This window comes from Sulfuricurvum sp., assembly GCF_028688295.1.
Classification (GTDB): Bacteria; Campylobacterota; Campylobacteria; order Campylobacterales; family Sulfurimonadaceae; genus Sulfuricurvum.
Genome location: NZ_JAQTYM010000067.1, coordinates 1 through 11,702, shown reverse-complemented (window position 1 = coordinate 11,702; position 11,702 = coordinate 1). Strand labels below are relative to the sequence as shown.

19 protein-coding genes are annotated in these 11,702 nt (G+C 42.6%); 12 read left to right on the top strand and 7 right to left on the bottom strand.

Annotated features, from left to right (window positions below; all coding sequences use genetic code 11):
- From PHR02_RS11280 to PHR02_RS11265, 4 genes are all read left to right on the top strand, one after another.
- The coding region (locus PHR02_RS11280) for a hypothetical protein (RefSeq protein ID WP_299992158.1) at positions 1 to 235 on the top strand (235 nt) is incomplete at its 5' end.
- A 23-nt stretch (positions 236 to 258) separates the two neighbouring features.
- Complete coding sequence (locus PHR02_RS11275) at positions 259 to 900, top strand: replication initiation protein (protein WP_299992157.1); 642 nt, start codon at positions 259 to 261, stop codon at positions 898 to 900.
- 61 nt (positions 901 to 961) lie between these two features.
- Positions 962 to 1,384, top strand: coding sequence for a hypothetical protein (locus PHR02_RS11270; protein WP_299992156.1), 423 nt, complete (start codon positions 962 to 964; stop codon positions 1,382 to 1,384).
- Between the two features lie 25 nt (positions 1,385 to 1,409).
- Positions 1,410 to 2,153: a conjugal transfer protein TraL gene (locus tag PHR02_RS11265; RefSeq protein ID WP_299992154.1), complete on the top strand. Its 744-nt coding sequence runs from the start codon at positions 1,410 to 1,412 to the stop codon at positions 2,151 to 2,153.
- Positions 2,154 to 2,407: 254 nt separating this feature from the next.
- Here the strand turns inward: PHR02_RS11265 and traI are convergent, their stop codons facing one another.
- Together traI and PHR02_RS11255 are read right to left on the bottom strand one after the other, a co-directional pair.
- Positions 2,408 to 3,988: a TraI/MobA(P) family conjugative relaxase gene (traI, locus tag PHR02_RS11260; protein WP_299992152.1), complete on the bottom strand. Its 1,581-nt coding sequence runs from the start codon at positions 3,986 to 3,988 to the stop codon at positions 2,408 to 2,410.
- Complete coding sequence (locus PHR02_RS11255; RefSeq protein ID WP_299992151.1) at positions 3,985 to 4,338, bottom strand: hypothetical protein; 354 nt, start codon at positions 4,336 to 4,338, stop codon at positions 3,985 to 3,987. The genes traI and PHR02_RS11255 overlap by 4 nt, the downstream gene beginning before the upstream one ends.
- A gap of 272 nt (positions 4,339 to 4,610) precedes the next feature.
- Between PHR02_RS11255 and PHR02_RS11250 the strand changes: the two genes are divergently transcribed.
- The gene (locus PHR02_RS11250; RefSeq protein ID WP_299992148.1) at positions 4,611 to 4,997 is read left to right on the top strand and encodes a hypothetical protein; all 387 of its coding nucleotides are present in this window, start codon (positions 4,611 to 4,613) and stop codon (positions 4,995 to 4,997) included.
- 11 nt (positions 4,998 to 5,008) lie between these two features.
- Here the strand turns inward: PHR02_RS11250 and PHR02_RS11245 are convergent, their stop codons facing one another.
- From PHR02_RS11245 to PHR02_RS11225, 5 genes are all read right to left on the bottom strand, one after another.
- Positions 5,009 to 5,188 carry a hypothetical protein gene (locus tag PHR02_RS11245; RefSeq protein WP_299992147.1) on the bottom strand — a complete coding sequence of 60 codons (180 nt, stop codon included), beginning with the start codon at positions 5,186 to 5,188 and terminating at the stop codon, positions 5,009 to 5,011.
- Positions 5,189 to 5,383: 195 nt separating this feature from the next.
- Positions 5,384 to 5,728 (bottom strand): hypothetical protein, encoded by a 345-nt coding sequence (locus PHR02_RS11240; protein ID WP_299992145.1) that lies wholly within the window; start codon positions 5,726 to 5,728, stop codon positions 5,384 to 5,386.
- Positions 5,729 to 5,760: 32 nt separating this feature from the next.
- Positions 5,761 to 6,021 carry a hypothetical protein gene (locus PHR02_RS11235; protein ID WP_299992144.1) on the bottom strand — a complete coding sequence of 87 codons (261 nt, stop codon included), beginning with the start codon at positions 6,019 to 6,021 and terminating at the stop codon, positions 5,761 to 5,763.
- Position 6,022: 1 nt separating this feature from the next.
- The gene (locus tag PHR02_RS11230; RefSeq protein ID WP_299992143.1) at positions 6,023 to 6,622 is read right to left on the bottom strand and encodes a ParA family protein; all 600 of its coding nucleotides are present in this window, start codon (positions 6,620 to 6,622) and stop codon (positions 6,023 to 6,025) included.
- On the bottom strand, positions 6,622 to 7,044 hold the full coding sequence (locus PHR02_RS11225) for a hypothetical protein (RefSeq protein WP_299992141.1): 423 nt from the start codon (positions 7,042 to 7,044) through the stop codon (positions 6,622 to 6,624). The genes PHR02_RS11230 and PHR02_RS11225 overlap by 1 nt, the downstream gene beginning before the upstream one ends.
- A 1,047-nt stretch (positions 7,045 to 8,091) precedes the next feature.
- Here PHR02_RS11225 and PHR02_RS11220 point away from each other — a divergent pair.
- The 7 genes from PHR02_RS11220 to PHR02_RS11190 form a co-directional block, all read left to right on the top strand.
- Positions 8,092 to 8,286, top strand: a complete 195-nt coding sequence (locus PHR02_RS11220; RefSeq protein ID WP_299992140.1) for a hypothetical protein — start codon at positions 8,092 to 8,094, stop codon at positions 8,284 to 8,286.
- A gap of 13 nt (positions 8,287 to 8,299) precedes the next feature.
- On the top strand, positions 8,300 to 8,506 hold the full coding sequence (locus PHR02_RS11215) for a hypothetical protein (RefSeq protein ID WP_299992138.1): 207 nt from the start codon (positions 8,300 to 8,302) through the stop codon (positions 8,504 to 8,506).
- 231 nt (positions 8,507 to 8,737) lie between these two features.
- The gene (trbJ, locus tag PHR02_RS11210; protein WP_299992137.1) at positions 8,738 to 9,520 is read left to right on the top strand and encodes a P-type conjugative transfer protein TrbJ; all 783 of its coding nucleotides are present in this window, start codon (positions 8,738 to 8,740) and stop codon (positions 9,518 to 9,520) included.
- A 9-nt stretch (positions 9,521 to 9,529) separates the two neighbouring features.
- On the top strand, positions 9,530 to 9,718 hold the full coding sequence (locus PHR02_RS11205; protein WP_299992135.1) for a hypothetical protein: 189 nt from the start codon (positions 9,530 to 9,532) through the stop codon (positions 9,716 to 9,718).
- A 13-nt stretch (positions 9,719 to 9,731) separates the two neighbouring features.
- Positions 9,732 to 9,893 carry a hypothetical protein gene (locus tag PHR02_RS11200; RefSeq protein WP_299992133.1) on the top strand — a complete coding sequence of 54 codons (162 nt, stop codon included), beginning with the start codon at positions 9,732 to 9,734 and terminating at the stop codon, positions 9,891 to 9,893.
- A 9-nt stretch (positions 9,894 to 9,902) separates the two neighbouring features.
- Entirely contained in the window at positions 9,903 to 11,126 is a 1,224-nt protein-coding gene (gene trbL, locus PHR02_RS11195; RefSeq protein WP_299992131.1) for a P-type conjugative transfer protein TrbL, read from the top strand.
- A gap of 3 nt (positions 11,127 to 11,129) precedes the next feature.
- The coding region (locus PHR02_RS11190) for a hypothetical protein (RefSeq protein WP_299992129.1) at positions 11,130 to 11,702 on the top strand (573 nt) is incomplete at its 3' end.

Genomic DNA, 11,702 nt, shown 5'->3' with positions numbered 1-11,702 from the left:
TTTAACCGATCCGGGAGCGTTGGAGATATTCGAGACGATCAAAAATTCCCTCGATGAATCGATGGTTATACCCATCGACGAAACGGAAGACGTAACGGACGTGATCGTGACATATACGCCCGGCATCCACGAAATTAACGAAAAAGCATTTTACCGGCTCTCTGTGAAGCCTACAACCGAAGACGGCATAATTGCCGGTTTGTATATCTTCCACAATAACGAGAAAGTTGCGTAAAACGTTTGAAAAGAGGTCACCTTATGCTTATGTTCAACGACGGAAAAGAACTTACAGATCGTCAAAGAGCGTTATTTTACAAACTTGTAAAAATCCTCGAAGCCCGGATAACGATCGGCAATGATGAAACCATCATTACACTATCGCCGGACGAGTTCAAAGAGTTCACCGGATTTGAATATAACACGGCCTCGGCTACATCAGTTTACAAAATGCTCAACTTCCCGATCGAGTTGTGTAACTTCACTCTTGAGACGTGGTACGTTTATTGGCCGGTGGTTGGAATATCGGTTAATCAATCTGAATCATCGTTTGCAGTAAGCGAAAATTTCATCAACGAGATTAAGCGGGGTCATTCTGATTTATTGCTCTTAAACGATACGATCAAAGCGGGGATCACCTCGAAGTGTGGCTTGGCTTTGTACGATTTAATAATAAACGATGCGGGATTTTTGCCCTGGACTGCAACACTTGAAGATTTCAAAATCGCAATGGGAATCGAACCGGGGCAATATCCTCGGCCAAGCTCTCTTAGAGAGCGATGTTTTGAAAGTGGTGTTGAAGAAATCAACTCCAAAACTCCTTTTAAACTCGCTTATAAATACGTCAAAGATGGAAAAAATATCACGGGGTTAACATTCTTCCTCATCGATGAGGAATTTTAAATCCCAATAAAACAATGCAATTTCTCTATATGAGGAATTTAAAATCCTAAAGGGTACAAAGATGGATCAAGAAAAAGTTGATGCAATACTCGCATTAATAGCAAAACGGCACTCTATTATCATTGATCGAGACGATCCTATTTTGGCGATAATGACCGCAAACGAGGCAATATTTGAGGATTTCTTAACAACGGTCGAAAGAGCGGTTGGCCGCCAAACAATAGAGATCGAGGGGATCACGGCAAAATATATCGCGGATGCAAAAGAGCTTGCCGAAGTAAAAATTGGTGCGGCGGTAACGGAAACATACCGGGTTCTCGATGAGCGGCACAAATTGGCTCTCAAAGAAATTGAAACAGCAACAAAAACAGCAGTCGCCGGGATCAACTCGGTCAACGATCAAGTCAAGATGAATTATCTACATATCGCGGCCGGATCGATCGCGTTATTGCTCATTGGCTTTTTTGTCGGGAAAATATTTTAAGCCCGGCTCACCAAAGGAAACGATTATGAAAAGAACGGCAAACATTATTTTGCAGGGCAAAGGCGGCGTCGGGAAGAGCTTTATTTCTTCTCTGATTGCTCAATATTTTAATGAGCAAAGAGGCAATAATGAAAGCATCATTTGTGTCGATACCGATCCGAACAATATGACATTTTCAACCATTCCGGCACTTAATGCCGTCCACCTTGAGCTATTCGAGAACGATATTTTGGATACACGAAAATTCGATACTCTTGTGATGCACATGCTTGAAAACGAGGATAAAGATTTTGTCATCGATAATGGAGCAACAACCTTTAATCCGTTGATTCAATACATTTTTGAAAATGACACATTCGCAACATTAGCGGATAAGTTCGAGGTGATTTTACACGTTCCTATCGTTGGCGGCGAGGCTCAAATTGACACCATCAACGGCTTTTTTCAACTCTTTGAAAAATGGCCGACCGTTAAATTCGTGGTATGGGTTAATGAGTTTCAAGGACGGATCAAGGACGAAGACGGAAACGAATTTGAGGCAATGGATATTTACAAAAAAAACAAAAAGAATATTTTTGCCGTGGTTTACATCGACGCGCAAAATCCGCAAACATTCGGTCGGGATATTGAAGACATGAAGAAAGCCAAATTGACTTTTGCGGAAGTGATGCAAGACGCTCGTTTTAATGTAATTGCAAAGCAACGGCTAAAAATGTTTAAAGATAAAATCTTTGGCCGCCTTGAAGTTGTTTACGGAAAAGTAGCGTAAAAGTGATATAATTCTTTTGTGAACAAAGTAAACACTCTTTCCATGTAGCTAATGGATAGGAAGAAACGGGCGGTGATCTTCGGGTCACTGCCCTTTTTTTTTGCCGATTTTTTCGGCTATGGTAGGGGTGGTGTGGGTATTTCTTCCGAAAGGAGAAGTTTACTTTGTCTCACTTAATGATAGTCTTTTTGGTGTTGATGGTGCTTGCACCCGCTCTGCATTAATCAAAAACGGGGGATTAGCTACCCCCCGGGCTATCTCTCCACTCCTTTCTTTTCCGATCGATCCCGTTTTTGTGTTTGAGTTTTTGATTGCTCTTTGCCATGCTCTGACAAAATAAATAGACCCTTTTCTTTGTCATTCAACTCTCGCACCCGGTTTTTAAACTCGTCGCTCCCTTGGATCACCAATGCGCTCATTTTCCCGAATTTGATTTTGGCCAAGTCCATAAACTCCTTGAGGGCTTTTTCGCTTTTATCGTACACAAGTTTTAAAGCTCTGCCGGTGTCGATGATCTTGCCGCCGTCCACCTTGTAAAAAATCGATCCGTTTTTTGAAACATGCGGTTTTTGTCCGGGGAGGATCGGGGAGCGTTGGCTCTCCCGTTCTCCCTCTTCGAGGATCAGAGCGTTAACGTTTGGATCGATCGGAGATTTCCGGCGCAACGTTTGGATCGCTTCGGCGTTACCGTCGGCCGCTTTATCGATCAAAAATTCCGCGTAGGTCTGAAACTTGTTATCTTTGTGGATCGTTGATCGTTCACCGGCGAATTGATCCTTGAGGGATTTAAACTCTTTAGCTCGCTCCTCGCCTAAAATCCGATAGGCTTCACGTTTAACATTACCGTTTAGTGTTGGATTGTTTTTAATCAGCTCACGCCGCCGGGCGTAATCATCTTTAAGATGCTTAAATGTTTTTTCGCCTTTTTCGGATAGCTTCTCAAGCAGCTCTTTTTTAGTGCTGCGCTGCTCTTTGGTTTTGTCCTGGTACTCATCCCAAAGAGAGGATTTTTTCGCGCCGAATTTGGTTGTGGCCGGTTCTTCGATCCGGGACGGTTTGAACTCTCCAAAACGCTTGGTCAAATTGTTTTTTGATAATCCCCGGTCAACGTCGGAAGCCTTGACGAACAATGACCGGTCTTTGTCTGAAATGACGATCCCGGCTCCGCGCTCTCGTAGTTCGAGATTGTATTTGTTGAGGGTCTTTTGTAGGTCTTCGAGGGATTTGGTTTCGTCCTTGAGGACTTCTTTGATCTCTCCGGCCGCTTCGGTTTTAACCCATGTTAAAAAGCTCGTTACGCCGGAGTGGATCTCTTTGTCTTTTATGTGTACCGGCTCTCGATCTTTGGCGGTGTGGTTCGTTCGCTTGAGATTGTATTTTTCCTCAAGCTCTGCGGCTTTTGTTTGGAGTATGTCAATATCTCTCAACGTCTCTTTTGTGCATTGGAACGTTTCGGGATCGATCCGGTTAATGGCGATATGAAAGTGTTTATTGTTGGTGTTGTCATGGACGACGCTAAGGCGTTGGTGGTTCTCGAACCCGATGGATTTAACAAGCTCCGCTTCGATCGCTTGTAATGTCTCCGGCGTTGGGTTCTCCTCTTCGGAAAAAGAGACGATCAGGTGTAACGTCTTGTCCCTTTTGGCGGTGGTGTTAATCTCTTGCGTTACGGTGATCTCTCCAATGGAATGTTTGAAACTATCATCACAACTGCAATTTGTGAATTGGTAGCCCTCGACTTTCTCGCCCTCGTTTTTAACGTCCATGAGGTAATCGGCCAAGCCTCCAAAGCTCCCCCCACCTTTTGACATTTTGGCAACTTTTTTGACGATCATTTTGCAACCTCCAAAAGACGATCCGCGATTATTAAAAGCTCCTCTTGTTTCGCCTCGATCTCTTTATACAATGATCTCACATCGATCTCATTTAGTCCGGCTCTGCGTTCCTTGTTCGACAACCACATTTTAAGAAGTCCACCAAGTCGGCCAAGGTCGGCGCGGCACTTCACGATCTCTAAATATGCAAGTTGATCGACGCGGGAATTGACCGGATAATTGAGTGCAAGATTTCTCAAATAGGTTGCATTTTTGACAGCGCAAAAAGTCGCTTTTTCGCTTATAGTTTGGTACTCTCCCGGGGTACATTTTACCCCTATGAGTTTGTCCCGGATCGGCTCTTTTTCCATTGGTGTATCCTCTCTTTTTTTCCTCAACGTCGAACGCGAAGCGTGAGTAAGTTCAAGATGTTAAAGTGGGTTTTTGCTTGCAAAAAGTTAAACTTTAGCCTATCTTGTCCTCTTTATAAGAGTTATTATACTTCACAATCGGTAATTTGTGCAACCTCCCCCTAAAAAGGGCAAAAAATCGCCGTTTTTGGCATAAAAATGAGTGTGATTTATCCGCAAAAATTGGTTATTATGATAGAATATAGGTAATTATTAGTAATAAAGGGTAAATTATGGCACTTCGTAAAGGTGACGCTTTGATTGAGTTTTTTTCAAACCTCCCTTTGATGCGGGAAATGTACGAAAAAAAGGGAATTGTAGTTGCTAAAAGGATGTATGAAATTTTGATCGAAGAGAAAAAAATCTCGATGGGTTACAAAAATTTTGCGGTACTTTTTAGTAAGCATTTAGCACCCAAAAAAGAGGTTGTATCCTCTGCCGGATCGACACCAAAAAATGAGGGGATCACGGCGGTGATTTCTGCGGCCGAGCATGCCCCGGTAACTTCGATCGAGGAAACAAGAGAGGAAGAAATGGGCGGGATTTTATTACGAGATAACCCAATAAGTAAAATGAATAATCCCGAAATTGGCCACGCTCATATCCCTAAAAAACTATGACCCTATAAGGGTCAATTAGCTCTAAGTTCTTCTTTTGCTTCTTCGAGTTCTTTTTCTATTTTATCACGATTCTTTTCTAATGTCCGATAGGCTTCGGGGTCTGCTATTTTACTATCCCGCATTGTCTGCATATCTTTCTCGATACCATCAAGAAGAGCTTTTGTTAAATCAACTGTATTTTTAGTAACCATATTTGTAAATCCTTTTTTTTAATTTGAAACTCAACTATACTTGTTGTTTGAGACGATCCCCCTAAACGTCTATATAGTATTGAATATTTATATGTTAATTGATGTAGATATTAAGTGTATAGTATTCGAGTATTGAAGAGTTTGCGAGAAAAGAATATTTTTTTCTCGCTTTCGTAAAGCTGAAATATTTAATTACTATTTTTTGAGTTTGTCCATGATCCAAAAGACCGGCGTTAAAACTGCCATTACAATCCGCAATAAAAGCGGATTACCCCCACCCATTCTTTCCGGCTCTTGATTATTTATCTCAAAAGTCTTTTTGTACTGCTCTTCTCCCAATACCTCGATATAGTATTGTTTTTCGGTGATCTCTCCAAGTTCGAGCCGTACCATTCGATCGATCTCAATACGATCAAAAAACATTCCATCGATCGCATGATGCCCTATTGAGTATTCAATCCCTCGGTACTGCTCCGGCGTTAATTTGTCCCGGTATTCATCGAGGATCATAATACATTCGACGCGGCTTGTAGGTGTCATTTGTTCCCCTTGTATTATTTAACTTAAATAACTTATTTAAGTTTATTAAATTCATCCGTCAAAATCTTTTTTGCATACGCCGTTACGTCTTTACACCCATTTTGGAAAGCAATAGGTGAGAGCGCATCGATCATCTCTTGAGAGATATAAAACTGTACACGCTGATTTTGTTTTTTGTAATCGTCAACGTTCGGCCGCCCGATTTGGTTATTGGATTTATCATTCTCTTTGATCGCCTCGAAATGATTTACAGGTGCTGTTTCGTCACCTTTTTTGAAGCCTTTGAAAGCCATTTTATTTATCCCCTTTCATTGTGTTAATTGTGTTAATTAACTTAATTAAGTTATTAAAGTCCTCTGACACTTTGCGGTAATTAAAGCCATTTAACCCGCCCTCGGCTTGCATCTGCTCAATCGTTTTATGCTCTGTAAAAATGTTTTGTAGAGCCATTGAGGAGCGAATAGGACAGATTGGAAGATGATCGAAACCAAACTCCTTGAGAGTGTCGAGGAGAATTTGATAGTCTTTGTCGGTCGCTTTGATTTTGTTTGGTACGAGTATGATATTTTTATTCAACGGTAACACCGAATTAATCGCCTCAATAGTTACCTCGACGTTTGCCTGCTCAACCACAAAAGGAATAATGACAACGTGAGAACGCTTGAGAGCGTCGGTCATGTGCTTAGTGATCCCACCGCCGAAATCGTAGATTACATCATCAAGCCCGGAGGGGATCGCATCTGTTGTTATCAATAGGTGGTTATCGTCTAAATGATTTTTGAGAACCGTATAGGTTTCATTGGCCACAATCCCATAATCGAACGAATACGCAAGATTTAGAGCGATTGAGGTTTTGCCTTGGCCGCCTTTAAAATTCATCACCGAAATTTCCATTAGTTCCCCTTTGCGTTTTTTGCAACTTTTAAAGCCTCTTCGAGTGTCGGATATGAGCCTTTATTTGTTGATCTATCCCATGCGCCACCATCGAGGCATCGAACCATATAACGGGTTCCACTCGGGAAACTCTCAAACCAACTTTCTTTTTGCTTTTGCATTTTGGCGTCCCACTCTTCTTTTGTTTTAACAGATGGGGTAAAGTTTTCTTCTTTTGCCCTCGCCAAAAGTTCTTCAAAGGTTTCTACATCATCCAAAGTATCGGTTATTATGTAAGGTTTGCCCCACCAATCGTTAATTTCGTCTTGGGGTCGCTCATTATTGTCTGTAACGTCAAATTCATCACGTAGGATCGGATCGATCGGGATTCCGTCGATCACATTTTTTTGATTTTGATACCGGTGTTTTTTAAGATACTTCACAATCTCCCCTTATGTTAAATAAGTTAATTATGTTATTTTAGTTAAATAAGTTAATTAAGTCAAGAGGATTGCTTAAAAAATTCGGGGTATTTCGCGCTTCACTTCTATCAATGCCGGTGAGCGGTAGGGCAACCCAAGGAATCGCCCTTAAGGGGATTAACTTTCTTTTTTTGGAGTTAATGAATTAAAGAGCATTTAGGGGAAGAGAGGCCGCCATCTTCTTTATCTCGTACACCCCGATTGCCTTTCTCTTGGCTTTCTTTTTGTTGGTGTCCCGACCCCATCCGGAGCGAGAGAGCTGAGTGAGCGGGGTGTACTGCCCCTTACACTAAAACTGAAAACGTCATTTTCAGTGTAAGGGAGCAATACTTTTAGTTATCCGTCGCGTCGGTCACGTCGGTCGCTTTGTCCATGTAGAGGCACTTTACACGGAATATCCATTAGGGCGGGTGGTAGCCATTACCCCCCTTAGCTTTACGTTCTGCGTGTCTCCTACGTTTTCAGAGCTTTATATACAAAACGATCAAGCGGATATAGTCTGCTGATCTTTCGATCACTACGGGCATCTCCCCGGAGAATTGAACCACAATCCTATCCTCACTCCGGGTGCCTGCGGTCTTTGGGCGTACCGTATTTTTCCGTCCTACGGTTGAGGACTTCACCGGTTATTATTTTTTTAGTATATAGATATGAGTATATACAAGCGTCACCGGCTCTACGCGATTTTTTTAACAATGGCAATAAATATATGATTTTAGCTATGCACGATTTAATTAGATTAGTACAATGATCGCAAGGAAGTAGAAGAGATAGAAAAACAGAACCGCCAAGTAAAGTTATAACTATTCCTAAAACACCTTGCTTTACCGCCGATCACCTACGTGATCGACGACAAAAACTATTCAAGATAGCTACAACTTTGCTTGGCGGCAAAGCAAGGAATTTTATATAGAAATTATACACCATGTTGTAATGACGTGTCAATACTATTTAAGCATTTCTTTGTGTTAAATAGATTAAACTATCTAATACAAAAAAATTCACTCAATGGGGCATAACATGGGAAGAGTTGAGGGGATGGCAAAAGCTCGCGCCGTCAAAACTGAACGTGTCAAAGGACAGATACAAACCGCAATAAATATTCTCCGACTATACGGCAAAAAAATAACCGTTCGATCTGTGGCCGATGAAGCCGGAGTTAGCACAACGACAGCGCAAAAATATCTTTCAGAAAGCAAATAGGGAGGGGGTAAAAGTGAACACATTTTTACATACACTTAATGTACTTGGATTTTTGGCAATTATTTTCTTAGTACCCGGCTTGTTATTAGGCTTGTTATTTAATTGGCTAAACAAAGATGATTACAATCGTCCGGCAATGACCAAAGAAGAAATAGAAAAACTGACCCAATTTAATCAAGAACAAGCCTTGTCCGCAAAATGGCATAATAGCCACAAATAGCCCTAAAGTATTAATGACCTCATTAATACTTTCATCACAAAACACCCTCATAACCCTTAATATATATTAATACCATATTGCAAAGCATTAATATTTTTATTGTGAGTTTCATAACTTATTTAACTTATTTAACTTTCTCTATAATTTTATAAAAGACAACAAAAGTAATATATTGACATTGTTGTTTTATAGTGCTATGATGCTCCTTGAATTAATCACAAGGAGACACAAATGAAAGTTAAAACGGTTCTCTTGGCGGCGTTGCTTGCGGCAATGCCTATGACGGTTTCGGCCGGTGATGGTGCCCCTGCTCCGGCAACTGAAGCGACGCAATGGCTTAATTACGTTGAACTTGCCGCACAATACGCCAAACAGGTGCAACAATACGAAGCACAACTCCAAAGTTTGACGAACCACATCCAACAAACGCAGATGCAGATTAAAAATATCACTCAACTACCGGCGACGGCGTGGAGTAAGTTTGAGAACGATGTTTTGAATCTTAAAAATATCGTTCAACAAGGTCAAGCGGTGACGTTCGCCGCCGCCAATCTCGACACGCAATTTGCCTCGATGTTTAAAGGGTATTCAAATTATGAAGCGGCCGCGGCCGGATCACTTGATGCGCGAACGACAACGTTCACGCAACAATACAAAAATATAAACCAAAGCACCCGCGACAGCACCAACGGAGCTTTGCGAGCACTCAATACTCAAATGAACGCCATGAGCAGTGATGAAGCCGTTATGGATATGTTGCAAAATCAATCTCGGTCAGCTGACGGACAGCTAAAAGCGATACAAGCGGCGAATGAAATCGCGTTGCACCAAACGGACACGTTAAAAAAATTGCAGTACACATTAATGACACAAGCATCAACACAAGCGTCATACATGGCGGCGACAAACGACAAAGAAACGGCGCAACGTGCGCTATCTGAACGCCGCGAACAATATACGATGCCAAACACTAACCGACCGGGCAATACCCGCCGGTATGAAAACTGGCGATAAGGAATACCCATGTCATTTAAATTTGATCCTATGAACCAAACGTTTATCGAGGTTATCGAAGTTAAAGAAGCATCTTGGTTTGGACGTCTCAAGCGTACTCGCGTAACCAATCCTTTAGCGTACGTCATGATCGTTGTTTTTGGACTGGCATTCAATTATGTGTTTTGGAATGCGATTATCGCGTTGACAAGTAATTAAAAGGAGATCAACAATGAAAAAGGTTATTTTGAGCGCGGTATTGGCCGCAATGGTTTTGGGTTTTGCCGGTTGCGGCGAAGATCGTAACGGCGGTTATCAAGAGCGTAAGCAAACACAAGGCGAACCGGATATTGATCGTCCGGGGAATACTAAACGCTATGAAAACTGGCGATAAGGTACTGTGATGAAGCGGCTTATTATTCTTGTCGGGCTTCTTTTGCTCACACCGGGTTTTCTTTATGGCGCGATTGATCCCGCTTCCAATCCGGGAGATACGCTTTTAGCATCGTTTGCCGCCGCAAGCGCACATTGGCGTTCAGTCATCGTCCCGGCGGCAATGACTGTTTTTGGATTACTGATTACGGCGGATTTGGTGCTTGAATTTGGGAAAATCGCCATGAGCGGAAAAGTCGATTTTAGCGATTTTATCCCTCCCTTGATTCAAAAAACGCTAATGATTGGCTTTTTTCTCATGCTGTTTCAACATGGGGATTGGTTGGGAACAATCCCGGATTCGTTTGCACAACTCGGTGATACCGCTTCCGGGCAATCCGTTGACCCGGATAATATTATTGCGAACGCTCTCAAGATCGTTCTTTCGTTGATGAAGGGGCTTTCGGCTCTTCACCTGATAGACTCTATCACACTCTTTTTTAGCGCACTGGTTATTTTAATAGCATTCGGGCTTATGGCGGCTCACCTGATTATGGCATACGTTAAATCCTATGTAATGTTAGCACTTGCTCCGTTGGTTTTCTCGTTGGCCGGGCTGACCCATACGCGACAAATTGCGTTCAACCCGATCATGGCAAACATTAAAGTTGGCGCGGAGATTTTGCTATTAAAGCTTTTCCTTGGATTATCTATCACGATGATGCACGATTTCGCGGCGAACGTCGATAACGATAACGGCTCAATTTTTGTGATGATTATCATGTCGATCGTAATGGCTTCGGTGGTTCACATGGCGTCGGGCATAGTTGAGGCACTTTTTTCCGGTACTGTCGCTCAAACCTCGACCGCCGGACTTGGAACGGCGGCGGCTGTTGCCGGTGGTATGGCCGCCGGTGCAATGGGAGCCACAAAAGGTGCGGCGGGATTCGGTGCGGCGGTCAAAGCCGCCTCGAACTTCGCCAAAGAACAGAGAGCCGGGGGGGATTCCTCGGCCTCAACGTTTAAAAATCTTAAATCGGCGTTAGCAAACGATGTTAAAAGATCGATGGCCGGTGAAAATCACGGTGGATCGATGGGTGGACGTATGGCATTTAAAAATTCATCCGACTCGATCGGAACTGCTCAAGAGAAGTTTAGAAAAGGTCAAAATGATATAGCTAAAGCACAAACCGCGGTCGATGCTACGAGAAACGAAGAAGACGCACAACAAGCGGCTTATCACAATAAAGGCTAAATAATGAAGCTTATTATCAATCCACACCATGAAAATGATGATTATATAGGGGATTGGGAGCGGGTGGCGTTTTACGCTCTTTCAGCGTATTTTCGGGAACGGCTTTTGGCCGATCCGGGAGAAGTTAATTTTACGATCGAAGCCGGGACGCTTAAATGTTTAATTAACTTCATGGAGATTGAGGAGGACGGTTACACAAACCGGTACAAATCGAAATTTGCATATAATGACGATCACCGAAAAGATGCCGTACTCGATCAACTTTTTGATCTTATCGCCAACTCGCTTAATCTTCCTTTGGAGTTCCAATCCAAACGGTTCTTTCCGTTTGCCGGTGTTGGGATTTCGGACGATCTCAAGACGTATTCAATCGAATTGAGCGGAATGTTTCGCCGGTTGATCCTTGAGCATTACACGCTATTGATCCATCACGATTGGATCAATGCCGGTTTAACCGATCCGGGAGCGTTGGAGATATTCGAGACGATCAAAAATTCCCTCGATGAATCGATGGTTATACCCATCGACGAAACGGAAGACGTAACGGACGTGATCGTGACATATACGCCCGGCATC

Excerpts from the sequence above, each read along its gene's own strand:
- PHR02_RS11275 (WP_299992157.1), top strand. The coding sequence starts at position 259 with ATGCTTATGTTCAACGACGGAAAAGAACTTACAGATCGTCAAAGAGCG.
- PHR02_RS11270 (WP_299992156.1), top strand. The coding sequence starts at position 962 with ATGGATCAAGAAAAAGTTGATGCAATACTCGCATTAATAGCAAAACGG.
- PHR02_RS11265 (WP_299992154.1), top strand. The coding sequence starts at position 1,410 with ATGAAAAGAACGGCAAACATTATTTTGCAGGGCAAAGGCGGCGTCGGG.
- traI (WP_299992152.1), bottom strand. The coding sequence starts at position 3,988 with ATGATCGTCAAAAAAGTTGCCAAAATGTCAAAAGGTGGGGGGAGCTTT.
- PHR02_RS11255 (WP_299992151.1), bottom strand. The coding sequence starts at position 4,338 with ATGGAAAAAGAGCCGATCCGGGACAAACTCATAGGGGTAAAATGTACC.
- PHR02_RS11250 (WP_299992148.1), top strand. The coding sequence starts at position 4,611 with ATGGCACTTCGTAAAGGTGACGCTTTGATTGAGTTTTTTTCAAACCTC.
- PHR02_RS11245 (WP_299992147.1), bottom strand. The coding sequence starts at position 5,188 with ATGGTTACTAAAAATACAGTTGATTTAACAAAAGCTCTTCTTGATGGT.
- PHR02_RS11240 (WP_299992145.1), bottom strand. The coding sequence starts at position 5,728 with ATGACACCTACAAGCCGCGTCGAATGTATTATGATCCTCGATGAATAC.
- PHR02_RS11235 (WP_299992144.1), bottom strand. The coding sequence starts at position 6,021 with ATGGCTTTCAAAGGCTTCAAAAAAGGTGACGAAACAGCACCTGTAAAT.
- PHR02_RS11230 (WP_299992143.1), bottom strand. The coding sequence starts at position 6,622 with ATGGAAATTTCGGTGATGAATTTTAAAGGCGGCCAAGGCAAAACCTCA.
- PHR02_RS11220 (WP_299992140.1), top strand. The coding sequence starts at position 8,092 with ATGGGGCATAACATGGGAAGAGTTGAGGGGATGGCAAAAGCTCGCGCC.
- trbJ (WP_299992137.1), top strand. The coding sequence starts at position 8,738 with ATGAAAGTTAAAACGGTTCTCTTGGCGGCGTTGCTTGCGGCAATGCCT.
- PHR02_RS11205 (WP_299992135.1), top strand. The coding sequence starts at position 9,530 with ATGTCATTTAAATTTGATCCTATGAACCAAACGTTTATCGAGGTTATC.
- PHR02_RS11200 (WP_299992133.1), top strand. The coding sequence starts at position 9,732 with ATGAAAAAGGTTATTTTGAGCGCGGTATTGGCCGCAATGGTTTTGGGT.
- trbL (WP_299992131.1), top strand. The coding sequence starts at position 9,903 with ATGAAGCGGCTTATTATTCTTGTCGGGCTTCTTTTGCTCACACCGGGT.